At 64.4% G+C, this 22,583-nt stretch carries 22 protein-coding genes and 1 tRNA gene; 15 read left to right on the top strand and 8 right to left on the bottom strand.

From position 1 onward, the window contains the following. Nucleotides 1-66: 66 nt before the first annotated feature. The 3 genes from BMY53_RS15390 (at nt 67) to BMY53_RS15380 (ending at nt 3,170) form a co-directional block, all read left to right on the top strand. Nucleotides 67-2,310, top strand: coding sequence for a sensor histidine kinase (locus tag BMY53_RS15390; RefSeq protein WP_092947364.1), 2,244 nt, complete (start codon nt 67-69; stop codon nt 2,308-2,310). Nucleotides 2,311-2,323: 13 nt separating this feature from the next. Next, entirely contained in the window at nt 2,324-3,040 is a 717-nt protein-coding gene (locus BMY53_RS15385; RefSeq protein ID WP_092947363.1) for a response regulator, read from the top strand. A gap of 54 nt (nt 3,041-3,094) precedes the next feature. Continuing rightward, nucleotides 3,095-3,170: transfer RNA gene (locus tag BMY53_RS15380), tRNA-Phe, on the top strand. A gap of 136 nt (nt 3,171-3,306) precedes the next feature. On the opposite strand, the gene BMY53_RS15375 is transcribed toward BMY53_RS15380, so the two are convergent. Both BMY53_RS15375 and BMY53_RS15370 read right to left on the bottom strand, forming a co-directional pair. Beyond that, nucleotides 3,307-4,692 carry a HipA domain-containing protein gene (locus BMY53_RS15375; protein WP_255370217.1) on the bottom strand — a complete coding sequence of 462 codons (1,386 nt, stop codon included), beginning with the start codon at nt 4,690-4,692 and terminating at the stop codon, nt 3,307-3,309. After that, on the bottom strand, nt 4,689-4,982 hold the full coding sequence (locus BMY53_RS15370) for a helix-turn-helix domain-containing protein (RefSeq protein ID WP_092947361.1): 294 nt from the start codon (nt 4,980-4,982) through the stop codon (nt 4,689-4,691). The genes BMY53_RS15375 and BMY53_RS15370 overlap by 4 nt, the downstream gene beginning before the upstream one ends. 570 nt (nt 4,983-5,552) lie before the next feature. Here BMY53_RS15370 and BMY53_RS15365 point away from each other — a divergent pair. Continuing rightward, nucleotides 5,553-6,155, top strand: a complete 603-nt coding sequence (locus BMY53_RS15365) for a hypothetical protein (RefSeq protein WP_143074089.1) — start codon at nt 5,553-5,555, stop codon at nt 6,153-6,155. Here the strand turns inward: BMY53_RS15365 and BMY53_RS15360 are convergent. The 4 genes from BMY53_RS15360 to BMY53_RS15345 form a co-directional block, all read right to left on the bottom strand. Further along, complete coding sequence (locus BMY53_RS15360; protein WP_092947359.1) at nt 6,145-6,606, bottom strand: group I truncated hemoglobin; 462 nt, start codon at nt 6,604-6,606, stop codon at nt 6,145-6,147. The genes BMY53_RS15365 and BMY53_RS15360 overlap by 11 nt on opposite strands. Before the next feature lie 18 nt (nt 6,607-6,624). Continuing rightward, a complete protein-coding gene (locus BMY53_RS15355) occupies nt 6,625-7,701 on the bottom strand; it encodes a DUF3034 family protein (RefSeq protein ID WP_092947358.1) in 1,077 nt (358 codons plus the stop codon). Nucleotides 7,702-7,793: 92 nt separating this feature from the next. After that, entirely contained in the window at nt 7,794-8,213 is a 420-nt protein-coding gene (locus BMY53_RS15350) for a VOC family protein (RefSeq protein WP_092947357.1), read from the bottom strand. A 402-nt stretch (nt 8,214-8,615) separates the two neighbouring features. Next, nucleotides 8,616-9,497 (bottom strand): ferritin family protein, encoded by an 882-nt coding sequence (locus tag BMY53_RS15345; RefSeq protein ID WP_092947356.1) that lies wholly within the window; start codon nt 9,495-9,497, stop codon nt 8,616-8,618. 233 nt (nt 9,498-9,730) lie between these two features. Between BMY53_RS15345 and BMY53_RS15340 the strand changes: the two genes are divergently transcribed. Next, nucleotides 9,731-10,336: a glutathione peroxidase gene (locus BMY53_RS15340; protein ID WP_092947355.1), complete on the top strand. Its 606-nt coding sequence runs from the start codon at nt 9,731-9,733 to the stop codon at nt 10,334-10,336. A 762-nt stretch (nt 10,337-11,098) separates the two neighbouring features. On the opposite strand, the gene corA is transcribed toward BMY53_RS15340, so the two are convergent. After that, nucleotides 11,099-12,088: a magnesium/cobalt transporter CorA gene (corA, locus tag BMY53_RS15335; protein WP_092947354.1), complete on the bottom strand. Its 990-nt coding sequence runs from the start codon at nt 12,086-12,088 to the stop codon at nt 11,099-11,101. Nucleotides 12,089-12,942: 854 nt separating this feature from the next. On the opposite strand from corA, the gene hpf reads away from it, so the two are divergent. The 3 genes from hpf to hprK all read left to right on the top strand — a co-directional run bounded on the left by hpf (nt 12,943) and on the right by hprK (nt 14,935). Next, nucleotides 12,943-13,290: a ribosome hibernation-promoting factor, HPF/YfiA family gene (gene hpf, locus BMY53_RS15330; protein WP_092947353.1), complete on the top strand. Its 348-nt coding sequence runs from the start codon at nt 12,943-12,945 to the stop codon at nt 13,288-13,290. Nucleotides 13,291-13,488: 198 nt separating this feature from the next. Next, nucleotides 13,489-13,959: a PTS IIA-like nitrogen regulatory protein PtsN gene (gene ptsN / locus BMY53_RS15325; protein WP_092947352.1), complete on the top strand. Its 471-nt coding sequence runs from the start codon at nt 13,489-13,491 to the stop codon at nt 13,957-13,959. Nucleotides 13,960-13,966: 7 nt separating this feature from the next. Next, the gene (gene hprK / locus BMY53_RS15320) at nt 13,967-14,935 is read left to right on the top strand and encodes an HPr(Ser) kinase/phosphatase (protein WP_092947351.1); all 969 of its coding nucleotides are present in this window, start codon (nt 13,967-13,969) and stop codon (nt 14,933-14,935) included. Nucleotides 14,936-15,220: 285 nt separating this feature from the next. Here hprK and fur read toward each other — a convergent pair whose 3' ends face one another. After that, on the bottom strand, nt 15,221-15,652 hold the full coding sequence (gene fur, locus BMY53_RS15315) for a ferric iron uptake transcriptional regulator (RefSeq protein ID WP_092947350.1): 432 nt from the start codon (nt 15,650-15,652) through the stop codon (nt 15,221-15,223). A gap of 82 nt (nt 15,653-15,734) precedes the next feature. Between fur and BMY53_RS15310 the strand changes: the two genes are divergently transcribed. The 7 genes from BMY53_RS15310 to holA all read left to right on the top strand — a co-directional run bounded on the left by BMY53_RS15310 (nt 15,735) and on the right by holA (nt 22,568). Beyond that, entirely contained in the window at nt 15,735-16,304 is a 570-nt protein-coding gene (locus BMY53_RS15310) for an outer membrane protein assembly factor BamE (protein ID WP_177200897.1), read from the top strand. Further along, nucleotides 16,301-17,125 (top strand): 4-hydroxy-tetrahydrodipicolinate reductase, encoded by an 825-nt coding sequence (dapB, locus tag BMY53_RS15305; RefSeq protein WP_092947348.1) that lies wholly within the window; start codon nt 16,301-16,303, stop codon nt 17,123-17,125. The genes BMY53_RS15310 and dapB overlap by 4 nt, the downstream gene beginning before the upstream one ends. 4 nt (nt 17,126-17,129) lie before the next feature. Continuing rightward, nucleotides 17,130-17,783, top strand: a complete 654-nt coding sequence (locus BMY53_RS15300; protein WP_092947347.1) for a MotA/TolQ/ExbB proton channel family protein — start codon at nt 17,130-17,132, stop codon at nt 17,781-17,783. A gap of 48 nt (nt 17,784-17,831) precedes the next feature. Next, nucleotides 17,832-18,272 carry an ExbD/TolR family protein gene (locus BMY53_RS15295; protein WP_092947346.1) on the top strand — a complete coding sequence of 147 codons (441 nt, stop codon included), beginning with the start codon at nt 17,832-17,834 and terminating at the stop codon, nt 18,270-18,272. A gap of 75 nt (nt 18,273-18,347) precedes the next feature. Further along, on the top strand, nt 18,348-20,987 hold the full coding sequence (gene leuS, locus BMY53_RS15290) for a leucine--tRNA ligase (protein ID WP_092947345.1): 2,640 nt from the start codon (nt 18,348-18,350) through the stop codon (nt 20,985-20,987). Nucleotides 20,988-20,991: 4 nt separating this feature from the next. Continuing rightward, entirely contained in the window at nt 20,992-21,501 is a 510-nt protein-coding gene (gene lptE / locus BMY53_RS15285) for an LPS-assembly lipoprotein LptE (protein ID WP_092947344.1), read from the top strand. Further along, complete coding sequence (gene holA, locus BMY53_RS15280) at nt 21,498-22,568, top strand: DNA polymerase III subunit delta (RefSeq protein ID WP_092947343.1); 1,071 nt, start codon at nt 21,498-21,500, stop codon at nt 22,566-22,568. Before lptE ends, holA begins: the two co-directional genes overlap by 4 nt. The last annotated feature ends 15 nt before the right edge of the window (nt 22,569-22,583 follow it).

The following is a 22,583-nucleotide window of genomic DNA, read 5'->3' as shown; positions in this document are numbered from 1 at the left end:
ACCTCCCATTGCGCCGCGACAGACTGTTCCTGCCCCCGTGGACCCGACCCTGAAGGACTCCCACCTGTGACCAAAGCGGCACGCCTGGCCTGGCTGATTTCGGTGGTGGCCATTGCGGGCGCCAGCGGCATGCTGGCCTTCCTGCTGTCCATCAGCACGACCGCGCAGCGCGGCTTCCTGGAGCGTCACTACGTCTGGCTGTTCTGGGTGAACGTGGCGGTGGCCACCGCACTGATCATCGTCATTGGTGTGGCCGGCGCGCGCTTGGCGCTTCGTGTGAAGCGCGGGCGCTTCGGCAGCCGCCTGCTGCTGAAGCTGGCCGGCATCTTTGCATTTGTCGGCGTGGTGCCGGGGGTGCTGATCTACACGGTCTCCTACCAGTTCGTGAACCGCAGCATCGAGAGCCTGTTTGACCAGCGGCTGGCGAGTGCGCTGGAGGCGGGCCTGGCGCTGGGCCAGGACACGCTGGACAACGCGCGCAGTGAACTCAGCGCTCGCACCCGCAGCGCGGCGGAACGCTGGGAAGACAGTGCGTTGGCTCCACTGGCGCTGGAACGGCTGCGAGACCAGTTGTCGGCCCGCAGTGTGGCCCTGCTTGGCGGGAATGGCCAGGTGCTGCTGGCTGCGGGCGGTGATGCCGACGGCATTCCAGACCGCCCCACCTCCACCATGCTCAGCCAGGCCCGCGCCAACGGGGTCGTGTCCCGGCTGGAGGGGCTGGAGGACGAACAGCAGGCGGCGTTGGGTGAAGCCCGCATCCGCGCTATTGCCCTGCTGCCCAGCAGCGCCTTGCAACTGACCAACAGCGACCGCTACCTCATGGTGGTGCGCAACATCAGCGGCAAGGTGGTGAGCAATGCACTGAATGTGCAGGCGGCTAACCAGGAGTATCTGCAACGCTCGCTGCTGCGGGATGGCCTGCGGCGCATGTACCTGGGCACACTGACACTGGTGCTGATCCTGGCGGTGTTTGCGGCATTGCTGCTGGCAGTCGCCCTGTCCAACCAGCTGGTGCAGCCGCTGCTGCTGCTGGCCGAGGGCATGCGGGAAGTGGCTACCGGGGACCTGAAGGCCAAGCCGGTGTTCCGCTCCCGCGATGAACTGGGCGGGTTGACCCGCTCCTTTGCGGACATGACCCAGCAGTTGGCCGATGCCCGCGCCCAGGTCGATCAGAGCGTGACGCAACTGGAAAGCGCTCGTACCCACCTGCAAACCATTCTGGACAACCTGACCGCAGGCGTTCTGGTGTTCGGTGCCGATCAGCGCATTGAATCGGTCAACCCGGGGGCGACACGCATCCTGCGGCTGCCGCTCTCCGCCTATGTGGGCCGAGGGCTGGAAGAACTGGAGCCGCTGGAAGCCTTTGCCAAGTCGATCTGGCAGCGTTTCGAGTTGCAGAGCCCCGAGTCTGGCGAGCGCGAGCACTGGCAGGATTCCTTCGAGCTGCAACTCAATGACCAGACCACGCTGACCTTGCTGGTGCGTGGCGCGGCCCTGCCACATGACGCGCGCCTGGTGGTGTTTGACGACATCAGCGAGGTGGTATCCGCCCAGCGCTCCGCCGCCTGGAGCGAGGTGGCGCGACGGCTGGCGCATGAGATCAAGAATCCGCTGACACCGATTCAACTGTCGGCAGAACGGCTGCAGTTCAAGCTGGAATCCAAGCTGGAAGGCACCGACCAGGCCATGCTGGTGCGCTCCGTGAGCACCATCGTGAACCAGGTGCAGGCGATGAAGCAGTTGGTCAATGAATTCCGCGACTATGCTCGCCTTCCGGCCGCCAAGCTCGCGCCGCTGGACGTGAACGAACTGGTGACGGAGGTGTTGACGCTGTACGCCGAGGCCCAGGAGGCCGGCCGGCTGGTGGCCGATCTCACCCTGGCCTCCCCCCTCATCCTGGGGGATGCGCCTCAGCTGCGCCAGGTCATCCACAACCTGGTGCAGAACGCGCTGGACGCGGTCAGCGAGCGGCCGGATGGGCGCGTGACGGTGCGCACACAGAAGGCGCTCAGCGAGCTGGGCGAACTGCGCGCCTTGCGACTGGTCATCACGGACAACGGCCCGGGCTTCGCGGAGAAGGTGCTGAACCGCGCCTTCGAGCCATACGTCACGACCAAGGCCAAAGGCACGGGCTTGGGACTGGCCGTGGTGAAGAAAATCGCAGATGAGCACGGGGCCCGCATCCGTTTGATCAATCTTCATCCTGCAGGTGACGCCGATCAGGCCCCGATAGGTGCGCAAGTTTCGTTATCATTTTCAAAACTCGCGACTGCACCGAGCCTTGCGCCAGACGCGCCTCGGCCCGCGTGAACAGTAGGCATACATGGCAACCATTCTTGTTGTTGACGACGAACTGGGCATTCGTGCCCTGCTGTCAGAAATCCTCTCGGACGAGGGGCACACCATCGAACTGGCAGAAAACGCTCAGCAGGCGCGTGCTGCGCGTGAGCGTTCGCGGCCGGACCTCGTGCTGCTGGACATCTGGATGCCGGATGTGGATGGCGTCACGTTGCTGAAGGAATGGGGCAGCACCGGGCAGCTGACGATGCCGGTGATCATGATGAGCGGCCACGGCACCATCGACACGGCGGTGGAAGCCACCAAGTTTGGTGCCATGGCCTTCCTGGAAAAGCCCATCACGCTGCAGAAGCTGCTGCGTTCGGTGGAGCAGGCGCTGGTGAAGACCGCCCCGCGCCCGGCGCCGCCGGCACCGGTGGTGGGCCTGCCCAGCTATATCCGCCCCGAATCGCTGCCGGTGATGCCGGCGAGCACCTCGCTGGCCGGTGTGCCCAGCCTGGCGGCGCCGGCCCCGGTGCAGCATCAGGGGCTGGCCTCCGAACAACTGTTTGAGCTGGACCGCCCGCTGCGTGAAGCGCGCGATGCGTTCGAGAAGAGCTACTTCGAGTTCCATCTCGCCAAGGAAAATGGCTCCATGACCCGCGTGGCGGAGAAGACGGGGCTGGAACGCACCCATCTGTACCGCAAGTTGAAACAGCTGGGTGTTGATCTTTCGCGGAACAAGCGCGGGGGCGGAATTTAGTGCTATAGTCGCGGTCTTCGGTGTTCAGCAGCGCTGGCAGCGAAGACAAAAAAAGGCCAAGTAGCTCAGTTGGTAGAGCAGCGGATTGAAAATCCGCGTGTCGGTGGTTCGATTCCGCCCTTGGCCACCAAATTAAGAGCCATTGAACATCGGTGGCTCACAGAAACAGAAACGGCGATCACGAAAGTGGTCGCCGTTTTTCGTTTGGGATGCCGGTAGGCAGCGGGTACGCAGCGCGTGCATAGCGGTCTGGTAGATTTCTGGCCCTACAGATATTCGTCTTTTATCTTGGCCGCATCACTCGTGAGCTTTGTCAGCTTGACGGCTTGGCCGAGCACGAAGTCCCGAAGTTGGCCGGCGAACGCGCGCTCGCCATCGTCCACATAGTCCGGACTCAACGCCTGCACCGGGGCATGCGTCGTCGCCAGCTTGGCCAGTCGCAAGGCCTCCCGGTGGAGCAAACGCCTATCGACACCGCAGCGCTGGGCGAAGTCTGCCATCTGAAACCCCGCCACCTCCTCCAGCTTGAACGCGTCGCCCCAGGCCATGGCCAACTCCTGGTCGATGCCCGGGTACTGCACCACACTCACCAAGTCGTACCAAGGCGCAGGCTCTAGCCCTTCGCGTCGCACAAAGAACGAAAAGTTCTTGCCATGCGCGTCGCAGTTGCCAATCAGGAACTGGAACAGCGCCCACCTGAGCAGGGTCAGGCGCGCAGTAGCCTTGTTAACGGTTTGCGCCACTCGATCGAAGAGCACCTCGAAGCTCACGCCCTCGCGGATGTTGCGCACGTGCTCTCCGCTCCCGAGGTTGCGCTCGTACTTGTAGGCGGCAGGCAGGTCCGATGCCTGGCAAGCGTCGATGATGTGCAGACGCCTCACCTTGACCCCTGGTTGGCCTCGGTCGCTGTGCACGACCTCGCGGTCAAAGCGACGGACCACCAGGACGGGTCTCGGCGTCCTGTAGATGGCGACCTCGGCCACCGGCAGCCTCATGCGATGGGCCAAGGACATGCAGAAGTGCTCGTTGACCACCAGATGTGGTGTCCCGAGTCGCTCGGGCTCCGGCTTGAGGATGTGCGTCGACGCCAAGGGGGGCTCGACCAGGAACATGCGCCCCCCCTCCACCAAGGCACCGTCCACATAGACCATCAGCTTGTCCTGCACACCTGCGATAGACATGCGCACCTTGCCGTCCCAGACCGCCAGCGGAATGTCGTCGCGCTCGTCCAGTCGCTTGTTCAACTCCTGGCGGGTCACCTCTCGCAGCGGGGTCGTGGTGGTGGCAGGCGGGACTTCGCCGGATGGCCAAAAGCGAAACGCACCCGTGGTCTCTGTGCCCAGCGCGCTGATGAGCGCATAGATGTTGGACTTGGACACCTTGTAGGTCGTCGCCGTGATGTCGAGCGCACGCCCTTCGGGGAGCAGGTTGTCCACGAAACGCTTGACGGCGCCGGCAGCGTAGCCGTCGACCGGTGGCTCAAGCGGCAGGGCAGGCGACAGCGGAAACGACGTCGGCATCTTGACCCAGTCGGGGTCGTAGTCCAGCGACCAACGGTCGTCCAGCGAGGCATAGCCCAAGGACGCGACGCTCTGACCATCGGCCCATAGGTTCAAGGCGTGGGGCATGGCGGGTCCCGGGATCGGCGTCATGACTGCTCAGGGGGAGTGGCCTGCGGGCGCGCCGTCGCCTGCATCCACGGATGGTCCTTGGGGCCAAGCACGAGCATCAGCCCCAGTCCATCGAGCACGCCCAGCAGTTTGTCGAGCCGGACCGACCCCTTGCCGTTTTCCAGGCGGGACAGTAGATCGACAGAGACGCCGGTCAGAGAAGCCGCGTCATCGATCCGAAGTGATTGCTCGCGGCGACGCGCGCGAATGGCTGGCCCCAGGTCGGCTGGACCCGTGATGCGCATTAACTCAGAGGAGGTGCTTGCGTTCATTTCGGAATTCCCAAGATGTCGATGACCAAGGCCTGTCTTAGCGGAAAATTTCTTGAATTCCGAAATGATGCCACATTCGGACCTTCCAATCGACTAATTCCTCAAACTCCGAAACTACCGCTGTTCTGAGGGGCGGTACCTCGTGATTCACTTGAATTCCGAAACGGTGGCGCTTTGATTTCGATGGCCCGATGCCCACATTTCGAGGGGAGCCGCAGCCCGAGCGGTAGTCCGTTCCCCACGCGTCACAGCGTGGGGCCATCCAGGATGCCGTGCGAGCGCGGAACCCCTCAAGCAAGCACCTTACTCATCCTCCACCGCAGCCACTTACCGCCGAGGAGAGTCAACATGTTCGTGTCGCCGTCCCATTCCTCACCCATGCTCGACCCGGAGGTGAGCGCTAGCGCGACTGCCCCCAGGGCCCCGAATTCTCACACCCTCGGCACCGGCGAATTGAACACTGCCTCGAGGTGGTTGGGAACCATGCAAGCACTCGGGTGCGAGGGGACCGACGCGCTGTTAGTGCTCCACGAATACCTGGGTACTGGCTCTCACGAGGGTTACCTGCACATGTTGAAAGTGCATGCACCTCCGACCCTTCGGCCCCCAGAAACCGCTGCTCAGGCCCAGCGCGCCAAGCCGCCGGTTCGCAAAACAGCGGCTCAAGCCAAGCCCCCCTCGTGGCCCGAAAAGGTGAAATTGCTGGAAGAACGCAACATCAGGACCAGGATGCTCTTGGGCATGCTCTCGGACATATTCCGTGACCCGGCCATGCAGGGCCCCATGTGCCAAGGCCACGAAAAGCTGGACCCGTCCCTCTTCGAACTGATGCCGCTTCCCAGGGATTCAGGAAAAGGCTGGAAGCTGGACCTGTTCGAACGCGTGATTAACCCTGCCGTGAACGCCCTGCGGCCAGGCCAGACGCTCCTGATGTGCACTCCCGAAGCCCATAGCATGCTGCTTGGCAAGGATGCAAATGGCGAAAACTTCGGCATTTCCACCGAAGATTGGAAGCAGCCCCCGCGCCAGAGCGGCTGGATTCTCCGAGGCAGACGGCTGGAAGAGGCTTACGACAGAGCCAAAAGCTTTCCATCACAAGCCCGGCCCTGGATGTTGCTGGAACCGGCATCTACCGCCCCGCCTCACGACGCTGCCGCACGCCCTAGCGCGTGATGACGTCCCGGTGCATGGGCGCCAGCAGCGCCAGCAGGCGGTTCTGCGCGATGAAGGGCACCCCCTGCGCATCCATCGCAGCCTGCAGGTCCTCCACCAGCGCATTGAAGTGAGCCTTGTTGATGGCCAGCTTGGCGTGTGAGTTCTTCATGTTCTCACCGTCGTACTTGCAGGGCCCTCCACTAAGCTCGCAGAACTGCTTGCGCAGTTGCTCAGCCAGGAAACGGGGATTTGTCTCCTGAAAGATGTGCTTGATCCGCTCATCGGCATAAGCGCGCTCCACCAGGCCGGCGCTGATGCGGGTAATGCCCTCTTCACCTCCCAGCGCGCGATAGAGCGAATCGTCCGCTGCGCGAGCGGCCCCTGCAGCCAGGGCCTGCATCACCATCAGCACGGCAGCGCACACCAGCGCCCCCACGCCACGACGGATCAGGGAAGCTTGGTGATTCATGCGGTGCTCCTCTCGGATTCAGTACGCCAGCTGGATAGAGCCATACACGCCTCGCTGGCGGCGGGGCTGGATACCAGGCACCACCTGGCCCAGATCCACATAAGCCGCCGTCAGTGACACCCGCTTGTTGGGGGCCCACGCCACGAAGATGTCCTTCCAGTCGTCCTCCTTCAGGGCATCGCCCAGCACGGACGGATTGAGCTTGTCCGGCTTCATGCGGTATTCAGCCCCAATGGCCCAGTGCTTGTTCAGCAGGTAGGCCACCGACACCTCGGGCAGCAACGAATAGCGGCTGCTGGCCGTGCCACCGAAGCCCAGAAGCCCGTTCTGGTTGGCTTTGCTGGCTCGCAGCGTGAGGTTCACGAGAGTGCTCTGCGCCAGGAACAGCTTGGTGGCGCTGAGGTAGATATCCACCCCATGGCGCTTGGCCCCCAGCGCGGACAGTGTCGGATTCAGCCCACCTGCGTCCACATGCTTGTATTGCACGCCCAGCGCCAGTTGCGGCATCCAGGTGTCTGCGTCCAGAACGGCATCGCCGGCCAACCGCAGCTTGGCCCCCACGATGGTTTGCTTGAGATGCAGGCCCGGCAAGCCGAGCGCCGCGCCAGTGCCGCCCGCCGCGAAGTCCTGGCGGGCCACGGAGAGTTCGGCACGTTCGCCGAAAGCCACCAGAGCGCCATAACCTGTCAGGCCATAGTCCTGCGTGGGCAGGCGTGTGTAGAAAGCGGTCGCGCCCACCTGCCCATCAGTGGCGTAGCTGCCGGTGAGGGCCCAGGGGGTCAAGCCCCCCCCAGCGGCGCCGTCTATGCTGCTCACTCCGCCAGTGAGCAGCAGCTTGCCTTGGGTGGGCAGCAAGGAATAGCGGGGCGCGGGCGTGACAGGGGAAGCGGCAGGTGATGCGGCCGACGATGGAGCGGGCGCTGGGGCAGACAGCCCGGCTGACGCACCCACCGATGGCGGCTGCGGCGCGGCGCCTTCGCCGACCTGGGCGCTGGCCGCGCCACTCCAGGCGCCGCAGCAAGCGGCCACCAGCGTCAGCGCCCGGGGCACTGAACGCCAGCCACTGGCGCAAGGATTCAAAGCCGTCTCACGCATGACCTTACCTTCCTTGAATCAAGGTCGTCCTCCGCCCCAGGGCCCGCAGGTTCGATCCTATCCAGCCTTGCGAAGGGATCGGAGCCAGCGCTTTACCAGGCGCCGGTGTTGGGCATCGAAATCCAGGGCTCGGCCGGCGGCAGCGCCGGACCGTCCTGCAGCAATTCCACTGAGATGTTGTCAGGGGAGCGCACAAAGGCCATGCGCCCATCACGCGGCGGACGGTTGATGAGCACACCGTGCGACATCAGCCGTTGGCAGGCAGCGTAGATGTCGGGCACCGCATAGGCCACGTGACCGAAATTGCGTCCGCCCGTGTAGGTCTCGGGATCCCAGTTGTAAGTCAACTCGATCTGGGCCTCTTCGTCACCGGGGGCCGCCAGATAGATCAACGTGAAGCGTCCAGCCTCATGCTCGAAACGGCGGACTTCCTGGAGGCCCAGGGCATCGCGATAAAACTGGAGGGAGGCTTCGATGTCGGTCACGCGGACCATCGTGTGGAGATATTTCATAGCGCTTCACCAAGGGGCGAGGCCAGCTCCACCAGGATTGGCAGGGCCAGCGTTTCACCGTGGGGGTCAATCGCTGCATTGTGTCTTCGTCCTGTGGGCGGCGCAGACGTCAGGTCTTGCGTGACGCCCGGCTATATGGCCCGGCTGTGCGCAATCCGCTCAGTGTCTACCTGCTGGTGCGGTCTTGGAACCTGGCAAGACCTTGTGTCCCATGACCTCGGCTCATTCACCGCTGCCTTGACGCGTAAGGCACCTCGCTCGTTCGCGCACGTTCGCACGCTCATATCTGCCCGGCACCACGGACGGCCATTCACCAAAACAAAGGCCCGCCGAAGCGGGCCCATAGCGGCAGGAACGTCGCCCTGACCACGGCCAGGCACATGCGGCCCAGCCATTGAGGGATCAGTGGCCTTGAGGCGCCAGATCACCGCCACCTTGCTGCTGGGCGGCCTGCGCCAGGCGCTGGGTGATTTCCTTGCGGTAGCGGTTGAGCTCCTGAACGCTGGCGAAGCTGCGCTCCATGAGCAGGCTCATGTTGTGCAGGATGCGGTCCACCACCTTGTTCTCCCACACGCTGTCGAACTGGATTTGCTTGTCCAGCCAGCGTTCCAGCCATTCCGGATCCGGCAGGCGGCTCTGGATGGTGTCACGCGGGAACAGCTTTGCGTTCACATGCAGGTTGGTCGGGTGTAGCGCCTGGGCCGTGCGGCGGGCACTGGCCATCAACACACCCACCTTGGCAAACGCCGCCTTGGCCTCATCGCCAAACTTGGACATGGCGCGCTTCATGTAGCGCAGATAGGCGCCACCGTGGCGGGCCTCATCACGCGACAGGGTTTCGTAGATGGCTTTGATGACAGGCTCGGTGTGCCACTCGGCGGCACGCCGATACCAGTGGTTCAGTCGGATCTCGCCGCAGAAGTGCAGCATCAACGTTTCCAGCGCCGGGGCGGGGTCGAATTCGAAGCGCACTTCATGCAGCTCCGCCTCCGTGGGCACCATATCCGGACGGAAGCGGCGCAGGTACTCCATCAACACCAGCGAATGCTTCTGCTCCTCGAAGAACCAGACGCTCATGAAGGCCGAGAAATCGCTGTCATCCTTGTTGTCGCGCAGGAACATCTCGGTGGCCGGCAGGGCCGACCATTCCGTGATGGCGTTCATCTTGATGGTGCGCGCCTGGTCATCGGTCAGCTTGGCAGGATCGAATGTGTCCCAAGGGATATCCGTGTCCATGTTCCAGCGCACGGCTTCGAGTTGCTTGAAGAGTTCGGGGTAAAGCATGGTGACGGTCCTTGGATAACGCCCGACATTTTATCGGGTCGAACATGACAAACACTTACGGCGGTCGCGTCTGGCGTACTTCTGGCCTAATTCGCCCTGTTCGGCGCCTTGTTTGGCGCCTTGCATCGGGCCCTGTTCGCGCCCTTTTCGCGCCCTGTTCGCGATGCCTGCTGCACGGCACGGCCGATGCGGTCAGACCTCACAGGATCCGCGCTATTTCCAGGAGAGCTTTCATGACGTTGTCTTCGCTGCCAGCCCTGTGCCGGCGTCTGTTGGTGGTGCTGGCGGTTGGCTGTGCACCCTTCACTGCGCAGGCAGCTTCCGCGCCTGCCGCCCCCACCACCACTGGCGCCGCATGCCCGGAGGTTCTGCAGCGGCAGTTCCCGCGCTTGCAGGACGAAAAGCCGCAAGCACTGTGCCAATACGCCGGCAAGGTGGTGTTGGTGGTGAACACTGCAAGCTTCTGCGGCTTCACCCCGCAATACAAGGCATTGGAAGCCCTCTCTGCCAAGTACAAGGAACTGGTGGTGCTGGGTTTCCCTTCCGGCGACTTCGGAAATCAGGAGTACGGCAGCAACAAGGAGATCGCCGAGTTTTGCGAGAACACCTTCAACGTGAAGTTCCCGATGTTCAGCAAAAGCAGTGTGGCAGCCGGCAAGCCTGACCTGAACCCACTGTTTGCCGACCTGGCCAAGCGTACCGGACAAGCGCCCAAGTGGAACTTCCACAAGTACCTCATCTCCCGCAATGGGCAGGAGGTGCTGAGCTTCGGTTCGAAGGTGGAGCCGCAGAGCCCCGAGTTCACCCAGGCCCTGGAAAAGCTGCTGAGCGCGAATTGAGCAAAGGGCCGATGCCCAGACGCATGGGCTCGTTTCTTCAGGCTTGCGACGTGCGCAAGCCAACCCCACAAAGGGCAATTGGCGAGCCTGCTTTTTTGACCCCAAAACCTGTCCCGGCTAGCCGGTACAACGGTGACACTTGCTCACTTTTTCCCACCGAATCGGGATGACAAGAGGCCGGTTGCATTGCACTATAGAGACCAGTGCAGCGCTTCACGACTACGTGACAGGCACCTTGTTCAGATCCGCATGCAACTCCCTGCAGGCTCCCCGTCACAGGGGCCAGTAATCGGGGCAGATGAACGGCAGCAGTGCGATGGCAGTCATGTCATGGCAGCAATGCCAGCGCCACAGCCAGCTTCCGGGCAGCTTGTGGGCAGATGCGTAGCAGGTCGAGCAAGGCAGCGTCGTCAGGACTGCCAAAACTGAAGATTGAACCGAGGGCTTTCAGGGTTTCTACCAATCTGGAAGCTATTGAGGGTAAAGTCCACACGACGCGCACACCATTTCAGCCGCAAGACCTGCTTGTTCGCAAGCTGCAATCCCGAGGCCTTTCTCCTCCTCCTCCCTCCCTCCCTCGTTGGCCCGGGGCGTCTTGAGGCTTCTTTTCTACCCAGGGGCTTCCGCAACAGCGGAGGCCCCTTTTGTTTTCCTGCGCTGCGCGGGATCGAACAGCGCGCCCTGCCCGGCGCACCACGCAACAAGGGCCGCACAGAGGCGGCCCTTGGCGTTGGAGGCAGCGGCGCCCGTGGCGCCCGACCCTCAGGCCAGCCAGCCCTTGCGGCGGAAGTAGACAAACGGCGCCACCACGGAGGCCAGCATCAGCCCCAGCGCGAACGGGTAACCGTACTCCCAGCGCAGCTCCGGCATGGCCTGGAAGTTCATGCCGTAGATGCTGGCGATCAGCGTTGGCGGCAACAGGGCCACGCTGGCCACCGAGAAGATCTTGATGATCTTGTTCTGGTTGATGTTGATGAAACCGACGGTGGCGTCCATCAGGAAGTTGATCTTGTCGAAGAGGAAGGCCGTGTGGCTGTCCAACGACTCGATATCCCGCAGGATCTGGCGCGATTCCTCGAATTGCTCGGCATTGAGCATGCGGCTGCGCATCATGAAGCTGACGGCTCTGCGGGTGTCCATGACATTGCGCCGGATGCGGCCATTCAAGTCTTCCTCGCGGGCGATGGCGGCCAGCACTTCACCGGCCTCCGTGTCGTTCACCGCCTTCTTCAGTACGCGCGCGCTGACCTTTTCCAGGTTGTCGTAGATGCCTTCCAGCACATCGGCCGAATATTCGGCGTCTGCGTCGTAGAGCTTGAGCAGCACGTCCTTCGCATCCTCGATCAGCGCCGGGATGCGGCGCGCCCGCAGGCGCAGCAGCCGGAAGACCGGGAGGTCCTCGTTATGGACCGAGAAGAGCACGTTGTTGAAGAGGATGAAGGCCACGCGTACATTGCGCGGCGCCTCCATGTCGTCGATCAGGAAGTCGGAGCGAATGTGCAACTCGCCGTTGTCTTCCTCGTAGAAGCGCGCCGACTCTTCCAGGTCTTCGTCAACGATGTCCTCTGGGATCACAAGGCCGAAGCGCTCGCGGATCCAGTCCTTTTCTTCGGCGCTCGGAGATTCCAGGTCGACCCAGATCGGCTTGCGTGGGGAGTCGGTCACCGCGGTCAGGTCGGCTGCGGTGGAGATCTCTTCCTGGACCATGCCACCCTTGAGGCGGCCATTGTCCAGCGTGAACACATTCAGCATGCAGGTCCTTCGTCTGCGTCGGAGCGCTCCAAGGCGAACGCTCAAGCAGGATGGCGCGTTGACGAGGGAATGTTGTCAGGCGCACGGTTCTCTGGGAGGACGGCCTGAATCAGCACGTCCGGAACGGGGCATGGGGCCCGTCTCACTCCGGACAAGCGACGCGGCGGTGACTGGCGAAGCAACCAGTGACTGCTGTGGGCTGTTCACCAAGACCAGGGTGGGGCCTTTGGCTTCAGCTGCGGCGGTTTGACGCTGGAGTGGACGGCCACCGAGGGTGATCGCTGTCCAAGTGGGACTCCAGTGATGGGGACGCCGAATTATCACATCGCGAGAAGGCGCCCAGCAAGCCTGATGAAAGGGTGCACCGGCTCCGGCGACAACTCGCATTGCAGCACGGTCGTTGCTGACGCGCAAGGCGAAAAGATTCGCCCCCAAACCTTGCTTTTCATCACTTGTGTTCGATTCCGAACGCGCGCAGACTGGATTTGTCCAGGCCACTTCACCTCCGCTACCGGGTGCAACAGCGCCACTCGCAGACCTACTTACCGACCCGCCTACACACCCGCCTACAGAGCCGCTTAAAGACCCACTCCTGTCACCGCCAGTCTTCGATCAGCCAGGTACCGAGTCACGTTTGCGCCCACGCCCCACCTCCTGTCGCCCGCCGTCTTCACGGCACCGCCTCAACCGCTTCGGGCCACTGTCAGCCCTTCGCACCGTCGGCCCCCTCGATTTCTCCACCCCTGACCCCCAGCATCAAGACCCAGAGTTCCCCTACCCATCCCCAGCGTTTCCTCATCTTCTCGGCGCCCCCGAGGCGCAGTTTTCGACTCAGCCCTGTGAAAGGAGGCTTTATGAACCTGACCATCAGCGGCCACCATCTCGAAGTGACTCCAGCGTTGCGCGAGTACGTGCTGACCAAGCTCAGCCGGGTACTCCGACACTTTGACCAGGTCGTGGACGTCAACGTCCTGCTTACCGTGGAAAAGCAAAAGGAGAAGGACCGCCGGCAGCGAGCCGAAGTGACGCTACATGTGAAGGGCCGCGAAATCTTCGTGGAGAACTCTCACGAGGACCTTTACGCCGCCATCGACGAGTTGATGGACAAGCTGGATCGGCAGGTATGCCGCCACAAGGACCGGGTGCAGGATCATCACCACGCATCCGCCAAGCGTCTGGACATCCCGGCGCAAGGCAATTGATCACCTAGGGGTTTTCCCGTAACACAGCCACGGGAGGCGGCCGCAAGGCCGCCTTTGCTTTTGCCGCTTCGCCGCATAATGTTGCAACGCAACACCAATACCGATGTTTTCAACGAGGCGTCGCATTGGTCACACCCTCGATGCCATCGGGGTTCCTATAATCCCGGTTGTCTCTGACCCTATTGGCGCACCGCCCCGATGAACCGTCTCGCCGCCATCCTTCCCGCCAGCAACGTGCTGGTCGATGTGGACGCATCCAGCAAGAAGCGCGTGTTCGAACAAGCCGGGCTGCTCTTCGAGAACAACCATGCCATTGCCAGGGCGTCCGTCACGGACAACCTGTTCGCTCGTGAGCGGCTGGGCTCCACCGGGCTGGGTCACGGCGTGGCCATTCCGCACGGTCGCATCAAGGGCCTGAAGAATCCGTTGGCGGCGGTGCTGCGTGTGCAGCAGCCCATCGGTTTCGATGCGCCGGATGATGAGCCGGTCAACCTGCTCATCTTCCTGCTGGTGCCTGAAGCGGCCACCCAGCGCCATCTGGAAATCCTCTCCGAAATCGCGGAGATGCTCTCGGACCGGGAATTGCGCGAGCGGCTCAAGACCGAGACCGACGCCAGTGTGGTCCATCGGCTGATCGCCGAATGGGAACCGCTGAAGTCGGTGGCGTGAAGCTTTCGTGAAACCCACCTCCATCAGCGCGGACCGGCTCTTTGAGGAGCACCGCGAGGCCCTGCGTTGGGAATGGGTCGCCGGGCATGCGCATCCGGAGCGCCGCTTCGATGAAGCCGCGCTGCGAGACGCCCAGTCGGCCGCCGACCTGGTGGGTTATCTCAACTACATCCATCCCTACCGGGTCCAGATCGTTGGCACCCGTGAGGTCGGCTATTTGAGCCAGGCGTCTGGCGACGTGCTGGACCGCCGCATTGCCCGCATCGTCACGCTGGAGCCGCCGGTGATCATCGTGGCGGACGGCCAGACTGCGCCGGACCGCCTGATCGCCATGTGCGACCGGGCGGAGATCCCGCTTTTCACCACGGCGGAATCTGCGGGCCACGTCATCGACCTGGTGCGTGCCTATCTGGCGCATGTCTGCGCCAACCGCACCACTCGCCATGGCGTGTTCATGGACATTCTGGGCCTGGGTGTGCTGCTGACCGGCGAATCCGGCCTGGGCAAGAGTGAATTGGGCCTGGAGCTCATCTCGCGGGGGCACGGCCTGGTGGCCGATGATGCGGTGGACTTTTTCCGCATTGCCCAGACAGCCATCGAGGGGCGCTGCCCTGAGCTGCTGATGAATCTGCTGGAAGTCCGCGGCATTGGCCTGCTGGACATCAAGGCCATCTTTGGCGAGACGGCGGTGCGCCGCAAAATGCGGCTGAAGCTGATCGTGCACCTGGTCCGCAAGGAGACCATGGAGCGCGACTTCGAGCGCTTGCCCTACGAGCCGCTGTACGAGGACGTGCTGGGCATGCCGGTTCGCAAGGTGGTCATTGCAGTGGATGCGGGCCGCAACTTGGCGGTGCTGGTGGAGGCGGCGGTCCGCAACACCATCCTGCAGCTTCGCGGCATCGACACTTACCGCGAATTCGTCGAGCGCCACCAGCGCGCCATCGAAGAGGGTCTGAACGACTCCTCCGCCGACTGACCAGTCGCGCCCAGCGCAAAAGCCCCTTCTGCGCACGAGTGGCTCCACTGCGTGAGCGCCGGTTAGCGGGGGAGCGTCGGTTAGCGCGAGCAGGCCGACGCCGGGCCGCCCCAAGGCGGCCTGCCAAGCCCCCTCGGGGGGCGGGATGAAAGCGCCCCAGGCGTCTTTCAGACCGGGGGTCAACATCAATTTGCCGACGCCGGGCCGCCCCAAGGCGGCCTGCCAAGCCCCCTCGGGGGGCGGGATGAAGGCGCCCCAGGCGTCTTTCAGACGGGGGTCAACAACTTACCTGTCGTTTTTGTGGGGGCAATCGGTCTTCACGCAGGAAGCGTAGAGCGCGAGCGAGTGCTCCTGCAGCGAGAACCCACGCTCTTCCGCGATGGCCCGCTGGCGCTCTTCGATTTTCGGGTCGTAGAACTCTTCCACCCGGCCGCAGGTCAGGCACACGAGGTGGTCATGATGATGACCCTCGTTGAGTTCGAAGACCGCCTTGCCGGATTCGAAATGGTTGCGCGAAAGCAGGCCCGCCTGCTCAAACTGCGTGAGCACGCGATAGACCGTGGCCAGGCCGATGTCAGCTCGCTCATCGAGCAAAGCTTTGTAAACATCCTCCGCAGTCATGTGACGCCGCTGCGTCTTCTGGAAGATCTCCAGAATCTTGATGCGGGGGAGCGTGGCCTTCAGCCCGCTGTTCTTGATTTCTTCAGACCGATTCATGGGGTTTGCGCCTGCGGAAGGCCTGACGCCTCCCGCTAGAATTCCCGCCATCATAGCCCTAGCACTTCCGCGAAGCCCCGCCATGTCATTGAATTCCCAAATCGCCTTGCTTGCGCGATGGACAGCCGCCGCTGCTGGCCTCGTTGCGCTCGGCGCGTGCTCGCAGATGCCCAAGCTGGACGTGTTCTCCGTCAGCGGCGACAAGGTGCTCGGCCTCGTCCAACCCTATCGCGTGGAAATCGTGCAGGGCAACGTGGTCACCAAGGAGCAGATGGAACGCCTGAAGCCGGGCATGGCCCGCGCCCAGGTGCGCGACACCATCGGCTCGCCCCTGCTGACCGATGTATTCCATGAGGCTCGCTGGGACTATGTGTTCACCATCCGCCGGCAGGGCGCCGCCCCACAGAGTCGCCGTATCCAGCTGACCTTCGACGGCGACGTGCTCGCCAAGATCGACGCGCCGGAAGACCTGCCGTCCGAGAACGAATTCATCGCCGCCATCGACACCGCCAAAGCCAAGGGCCCGCTGCCCAAGCTTGAGATGACGGAAGCGGAACGCAAGGCCCTGCCGCCCCCGGTGAAGCAGGCCGCGGCCACCCCGGAGCCGACCGGCCCCATCCGTGAATACCCGCCGCTGGAGGCGCGTCGATGAGCAGCAGCGCCGCCGCGAGCCCCCTGCGCATTGCCATCACCGGCGCATCCGGCCGCATGGGCCGCATGCTGGTCGAGACGGTGCTGAACGCGCCGGACTGCCGCCTGGCGGCCGCGCTGGTCCGCGAGGGCAGCCCGGCGCTTGGCCAGGATGCTGGGGCCTTCCTGGGTCGGGACACCGGCGTGGTCATTTCCAGCGACCTGCGGGCCGGCCTGTCCCAGGCTGACGTGCTGATCGACTTCACCCGTCCCGAAGGCACGCTGGCCCACCTGGCACTGTGCGCCGAGCTGGGCGTGGGCATCGTCATCGGGACCACCGGCTTCACCGACGCCCAGAAGGCCGAGATCAGCACGCTGTCCAGCCGCGCCGCCATCGTGATGGCGCCCAACATGAGCGTGGGGGTGAACCTGGTGCTCAAGCTGCTGGAAAGCGCCGCCAAGGCACTGGCCGAAGGCTACGACATCGAGATCGTCGAGGCGCACCACCGCCACAAGGTGGACGCGCCCAGCGGCACCGCGCTGAAGATGGGCGAAGTGATCGCCGACGCGCTGGGTCGCGATCTCAAGCAATGTGCCGTCTACGGCCGCGAGGGCGTGACAGGCGAACGTGACCCGTCCACCATCGGCTTTGCCACGGTGCGCGGTGGCGACATCATCGGCGACCACACCGTGCTGTTCGCCGGCATCGGCGAGCGCATCGAGATCAGCCACAAGGCGTCGAGCCGGGCCACTTTCGCGCAGGGCAGCGTGCGTGCGGCGCGCTTCCTGGCGGCCCATCGCACCGGCCTGTTCGACATGAACGCCGTGCTGGGCCTGGCCTGACGCGATGCAGGAGCTGTCGGCGCTGTGGTCCCGCTGGGAGGCTGGTGACGGGGTCTCCCGCCTGGTCGCCCTGCTCTTGCTGGCCATGTCGGTCAGCAGCTGGGTGCTAATCCTGTGGCGCGGCTGGACCCTGGCCCGTGCCCGCAAGGACCTGCAGCGCGGCCTGCCCCTGTTCTGGGCAGCGCCCGAACTGCCGGCCGGCCGGCAGCAGATCCTGCACCTGGACCGCGAAGGCCTGATGCTGCCGCTGGTGGATGCCGCGCTGAGCGACAGCCCGCAAGGCAGCCTGGGGGCCACGGGCCGCCCCCATTCCCAGCTCACCCGCAAGCTGCGCGACGCCCTGCACCAGGTGCTCAACACGCTCAACCGAGGCCAGGTCATCCTGGCCACGGTGGGCAGCACGGCGCCCTTCATCGGGCTCTTCGGCACGGTCTGGGGCATCTATCACGCGCTACTGAGCATCGCCAGCGCCGGCAACTTCAGCCTGGACAAGGTGGCAGGGCCGGTGGGCGAAGCACTCATCATGACGGCGGCGGGCCTGGCCGTGGCCATTCCAGCCGTGCTGGCCTACAACCTCTTTGGCAAGTGGGTCGCGGCCTGCGAGGCGGAGCTCGAAGGCTTCGCCCACGACCTGCGCGAGCTGCTGGCAGCGCCCTGAGCCGGCCGCCGTGCGCCCCTCCCCTGCCCGCATACGCACACGCACACCATGAGCTTCGGTCGCCTCGAACGCCGTGACGCCGCCAAGCCCATGAGCGACATCAACATGACGCCGCTCATCGACGTCATGCTGGTGCTGCTGGTCATCTTCATCATCGCGGCCCCCCTGATGGCCAGCGCCCTCAAGCTGGAGCTGCCCAAGAGCGACGCGGCCACGCCGGGCACCGGCAGCCCGCAGTTCGTGGCCATCAGCATCGACGCGGACGGTCGCTACTTCATCGGCGACGAACCGCTCGCCGGCCCCGCCCTCCAGGCCCGCCTCCAGACACTGGCCGCGCAGCGCCCTGACGCCGAACTGCGCCTCAGCGCCGACCGCAGCGTGCCCTACGGCCAGGTGGCCCAGCTCATCGACTGGGCGCAGACGGCCGGGCTGCAACGCATCGCCTTCGTGTCCGAGAAGAACGCCCCGGCCGACAAGGCCACTCATTGAGGGCTGGCGGGCGGCCTGGGGACAGGCAGGTCCGGCTGCCCTCCTACAATGGGGCTATTCGCCCATAGAGCCATCATGAACGAGAAATACGCCCCTAGCGAAGTCGAACAGGCTGCCCGCGACCATTGGAACGCCGCTGACGCCTACCGCGTCACCGAAGACGCGAGCAAGCCGAAGTTCTATGCCTGCTCCATGCTGCCCTACCCCAGCGGCAAGCTGCACATGGGCCATGTGCGCAACTACACGATCAACGACATGCTGACCCGCCAGCTGCGCATGAAGGGCTACAACGTCCTCATGCCCATGGGCTGGGATGCCTTCGGCCTGCCGGCGGAAAACGCGGCGATGAAGAACAAGGTTCCGCCAGCGGCCTGGACCTACGACAACATCGCCTATATGAAGAAGCAGATGCAGGCGATGGGTCTGGCCATCGACTGGTCGCGCGAGATCGCCACCTGCAAGCCCGATTACTACCGCTGGAACCAGTGGTTGTTCCTGAAGATGCTCGAAAAGGGCATCGCCGTGCGCCGCACCCAGGTGGTCAACTGGGACCCGATCGACCAGACCGTGCTGGCCAACGAGCAGGTGATCGACGGCCGCGGCTGGCGCTCCGGTGCGGCCGTGGAAAAGCGCGAGATTCCCGGCTACTACCTCAAGATCACCGACTACGCCGACGAGCTGCTCGCCGCAGTGGCGGACCCGGCCGACAAGAACTTTCTGTCTGGCTGGCCCGAGCGCGTACGTCTGATGCAGGAGAACTGGATCGGCAAGAGCGAGGGCGTGCGTTTCGCCTTCCCGCATGACATCAAGGGTGCCGACGGCGAGTTGATCCAGGGCGGCAAGCTCTACGTTTTCACCACCCGTGCCGACACCATCATGGGCGTGACGTTCTGCGCAGTGGCGCCGGAACACCCCCTGGCCACCCACGCGGCAGCCACCAACCCGGAACTCGGCGCCTTCATCGAGGAATGCAAGCAAGGCGGCAGCACCGAGGCGGAACTGGCCACGCAAGACAAGAAGGGCCGGTCCACTGGCTTGTGGGTCACCCACCCGCTGACCGGCCAGCCGATCGAGGTCTGGATCGGCAACTACGTGCTGATGAGCTACGGCGACGGCGCGGTCATGGGCGTGCCCTCGCATGACGAGCGTGATTTCGCGTTCGCGAAGAAGTATGGGATCCGGATCCAGCAGGTCGTGGCGGTGGAAGGCGAAACCTTCTCGACCGACGCCTGGGGCGAGTGGTACGGCGACAAGCAACGCGGTGTGGCGGTGAATTCCGGCGTGCTGGATGGCCTGGGCTACAAGGCGGCGGTGGACAAGGTGACCAGCCTGCTGGCCGACAAGGGCCTGGGCGAAAAGAAAACCACCTGGCGCCTGCGCGACTGGGGCGTGAGCCGTCAGCGCTACTGGGGCACACCCATCCCCATCATCCACTGCGAGAGCTGCGGCCCCGTGCCGGTGCCGGAGAAGGACCTGCCCGTGGTGCTGCCGGAAGACTGCATTCCGGACGGCAGCGGCAACCCGCTGAACAAGCGCGCCGACTTCCTGAATTGCAGCTGCCCGAGCTGCGGCAAGCCGGCCAAGCGCGAGACCGACACGATGGACACCTTCGTGGACAGCTCGTGGTACTTCATGCGTTATTGCGACGCGGGCAACCACAACGCCATGGTCGGCGACGGCAGCGATTACTGGATGCCGATGGACCAGTACATCGGTGGCATCGAGCACGCCATCCTCCACCTGTTGTACGCGCGGTTCTGGACCAAGGTGATGCGCGACCTGGGCCTGGTGAAGTTCGACGAGCCCTTCACCAACCTGCTGACGCAGGGCATGGTGCTCAAGGGTGCCTTCTTCCGCAAGCCCCCCGAGGCCGGCAAGAACTATTACTGGGAACACGAGGTCGACGTCCAGCGCAACGAGCACGGCCAGCCGGTCGGCGGCACGCTCAAGGCCGATGGCCTGCCGTTGGAGTACGAGATGACGACCATGTCGAAGTCCAAGAACAACGGCGTGGACCCGCAGGCCCTGATCGACCAGTACGGTGCCGACACCGCGCGACTGTTCGTCATGTTCGCCGCCCCGCCCGAGCAGACTCTCGAATGGAACGATGCCGCCGTGGAAGGCGCCCACCGCTTCCTCAAGCGCGTGTGGGGCTTCGGCGCCAAGCAGGCCGACGCCATCAAGGCCGCCGGCCAGGACTTCTCCGCCCTGGGCGAGGAGGCCAAGGCGCTGCGCCGCGAGGTGCACCTGGTGCTGAAGCAGGTCAGCTACGACTACGAGCGCATGCAGTACAACACCGTGGTCTCCGGTGCGATGAAGCTGCTGAACGCGCTGGAAAGCTTCAAGGGCACCACGCCGGGCGACCATGCGGTCATCCGCGAGGGCTTCTCGGTGCTGCTGCGGGTGATTTATCCCGCCTGCCCGCACATCAGCCACGCGCTGTGGGTGGACCTGGGCTTTGCCACCGAACTGGGCGAGCTGCTGGACACGGCCTGGCCGGCCGTGGACGAGGGCGCCCTGGTGCAGGACCAGATCGAGTTGATGCTGCAGGTCAACGGCAAGCTGCGGGGCGCCATCAAGGTGGCCGCCGGCGCTGACAAGGCCGCCATCGAGGCGGTGGCCCTGGCCAGCCCGGACTTCGAGAAGTTCGCCGAAGGCAAGCAGCCGAAGAAGGTCATCATCGTGCCAGGTCGCCTGGTCAACCTGGTGGTCTGACACCATGCAACGCCGTGATCTGCTCAAGGCGGGTGCCCTCGGTACCGCCGTTGCCGCCGCCCTGCTCGCCGGTTGTGGGTTCGAGCTCCGCAAGGAGCCCGAATACCACTTCAAGACCCTGGCGCTGAAGGGCTTCGTGCCGCATTCCCCGTTGGCCCAGGAGCTGCGCCGACAGGTGCAGCGCAGCACCCTGCAGTTGCTGGAAGACCCGAACCGCGCGGACGTGATCATCGAAATCGAACGCGAGGTGCGCGACAAGACGTCGGTGGCCACCACCACCGCCGGGCAGATCACGGAATGGCAGTTGCGGCTGCAGCTGGATTACTCGCTGCATTCGGCGGGCGGCGAAATCCTGCTGCCCCGCACCGAGCTGCGCCTGACCCGCGACATGAACTACAGCGAAAGCGCCGCCCTGGCCAAGGAGCAGGAGGAAGCGGCACTGCAAAAGGCGATGCAGGTGGAAGCCGTCGGGCTGCTGCTGCGCCGCCTGGCCGCCGTCCGGTTGCCAACGTGACCCAGATCAAAGCGGACGCACTGGCCGGGCACATCGCCAAGGGCCTGAAGGCGGTCTACACCATTCATGGCGACGAGCCTTTGCTCGCCCAGGAGGCTGCCGATGCCCTGCGCGCGGCTGCCCGCCAGCAGGGCTACAGCGAGCGCCAGGTGTTCATCGTCTCTGGCGCCCATTTCGACTGGGGCCCGGTCATCGCGGCATCCCAGGCGATGAGTCTGTTTGCCGAGCGCCAGCTGATCGAGATCCGCATTCCCAATGGCAAGCCTGGCAAGGACGGCTCGGACGCGCTGCAGCGCTATTGCCAGGGACTGCCTCCCGACGTGCTGACCCTGGTGACACTGCCCCGCCTGGACAAAACCCAGCTCTCCAGCGCCTGGTTCACGGCGCTGGACACCGCCGGTGTCTCGGTGCGGGTGGATCCGGTGGAGCGGCGCGAGCTGCCCGCCTGGATCGCCCGCCGCCTGCAGCAGCAAGGCCAACCCGTGGCCGCCGGCCCGGAAGGCCAGCAGGCGCTGGAATTCTTCGCCGACCGGGTGGAAGGCAACCTGCTCGCGGCCCACCAGGAGCTGCAGAAGCTGGCGCTGCTGCATCCCCCCGGTGAACTCAGCCTGCAGCAGATCGAGGCCGCCGTGCTGGACGTGGCGCGTTTTGATGTCTTCAAGCTCAGCGAGGCCCTGCTCAGCGGCAAGGTTGCCCGCGTGCTGCGCATGCTCGAAGGCCTGAAGGCCGAGGGCGAAGCCGCCGTGCTGGTGCACTGGACCATGGCGGAGGACATCCGCGCCCTCAAGCGCGTGCATGACGCCGTGGCCGCGGGCAAGCCGCTGCCCATGGCGCTGCGCGAGGCGCGTGTCTGGGGCCCCAAGGAACGCCTGTTCGAGCGGCTGGTACCCCAGCTCGGTGGTGCCGCCTTGTCCCGCCTCCTGGTGGCAGCCCAGGTCTGCGACGGCATCGTCAAGGGCCTGCGCCACCCCGACTGGCCCACCGATGCCTGGGACGCGCTCGGGCGTTTGGCCCTGATGCTGGAACAAGCGCTGCGCCCATCCGCCCCCAAAACCCGCTATGGTTGACGCCTGAAGATCACC

This window comes from Roseateles sp. YR242 (assembly GCF_900109745.1).
Lineage (GTDB): Bacteria > Pseudomonadota > Gammaproteobacteria > Burkholderiales > Burkholderiaceae_C > Roseateles.
This window is presented reverse-complemented; position numbering and strand designations above follow the sequence as displayed.

What these genes read in the sequence shown, in the direction of transcription:
- BMY53_RS15385 (WP_092947363.1), top strand. Translation starts at nt 2,324, where the DNA reads ATGGCAACCATTCTTGTTGTTGACGACGAACTGGGCATTCGTGCCCTG.
- BMY53_RS15375 (WP_255370217.1), bottom strand. Translation starts at nt 4,692, where the DNA reads ATGACGCCGATCCCGGGACCCGCCATGCCCCACGCCTTGAACCTATGG.
- BMY53_RS15370 (WP_092947361.1), bottom strand. Translation starts at nt 4,982, where the DNA reads ATGAACGCAAGCACCTCCTCTGAGTTAATGCGCATCACGGGTCCAGCC.
- BMY53_RS15365 (WP_143074089.1), top strand. Translation starts at nt 5,553, where the DNA reads ATGTTGAAAGTGCATGCACCTCCGACCCTTCGGCCCCCAGAAACCGCT.
- BMY53_RS15360 (WP_092947359.1), bottom strand. Translation starts at nt 6,606, where the DNA reads ATGAATCACCAAGCTTCCCTGATCCGTCGTGGCGTGGGGGCGCTGGTG.
- BMY53_RS15355 (WP_092947358.1), bottom strand. Translation starts at nt 7,701, where the DNA reads ATGCGTGAGACGGCTTTGAATCCTTGCGCCAGTGGCTGGCGTTCAGTG.
- BMY53_RS15350 (WP_092947357.1), bottom strand. Translation starts at nt 8,213, where the DNA reads ATGAAATATCTCCACACGATGGTCCGCGTGACCGACATCGAAGCCTCC.
- BMY53_RS15345 (WP_092947356.1), bottom strand. Translation starts at nt 9,497, where the DNA reads ATGCTTTACCCCGAACTCTTCAAGCAACTCGAAGCCGTGCGCTGGAAC.
- BMY53_RS15340 (WP_092947355.1), top strand. Translation starts at nt 9,731, where the DNA reads ATGACGTTGTCTTCGCTGCCAGCCCTGTGCCGGCGTCTGTTGGTGGTG.
- corA (WP_092947354.1), bottom strand. Translation starts at nt 12,088, where the DNA reads ATGCTGAATGTGTTCACGCTGGACAATGGCCGCCTCAAGGGTGGCATG.
- hpf (WP_092947353.1), top strand. Translation starts at nt 12,943, where the DNA reads ATGAACCTGACCATCAGCGGCCACCATCTCGAAGTGACTCCAGCGTTG.
- ptsN (WP_092947352.1), top strand. Translation starts at nt 13,489, where the DNA reads ATGAACCGTCTCGCCGCCATCCTTCCCGCCAGCAACGTGCTGGTCGAT.
- fur (WP_092947350.1), bottom strand. Translation starts at nt 15,652, where the DNA reads ATGAATCGGTCTGAAGAAATCAAGAACAGCGGGCTGAAGGCCACGCTC.
- BMY53_RS15310 (WP_177200897.1), top strand. Translation starts at nt 15,735, where the DNA reads ATGTCATTGAATTCCCAAATCGCCTTGCTTGCGCGATGGACAGCCGCC.
- dapB (WP_092947348.1), top strand. Translation starts at nt 16,301, where the DNA reads ATGAGCAGCAGCGCCGCCGCGAGCCCCCTGCGCATTGCCATCACCGGC.
- BMY53_RS15300 (WP_092947347.1), top strand. Translation starts at nt 17,130, where the DNA reads ATGCAGGAGCTGTCGGCGCTGTGGTCCCGCTGGGAGGCTGGTGACGGG.
- BMY53_RS15295 (WP_092947346.1), top strand. Translation starts at nt 17,832, where the DNA reads ATGAGCTTCGGTCGCCTCGAACGCCGTGACGCCGCCAAGCCCATGAGC.
- leuS (WP_092947345.1), top strand. Translation starts at nt 18,348, where the DNA reads ATGAACGAGAAATACGCCCCTAGCGAAGTCGAACAGGCTGCCCGCGAC.
- lptE (WP_092947344.1), top strand. Translation starts at nt 20,992, where the DNA reads ATGCAACGCCGTGATCTGCTCAAGGCGGGTGCCCTCGGTACCGCCGTT.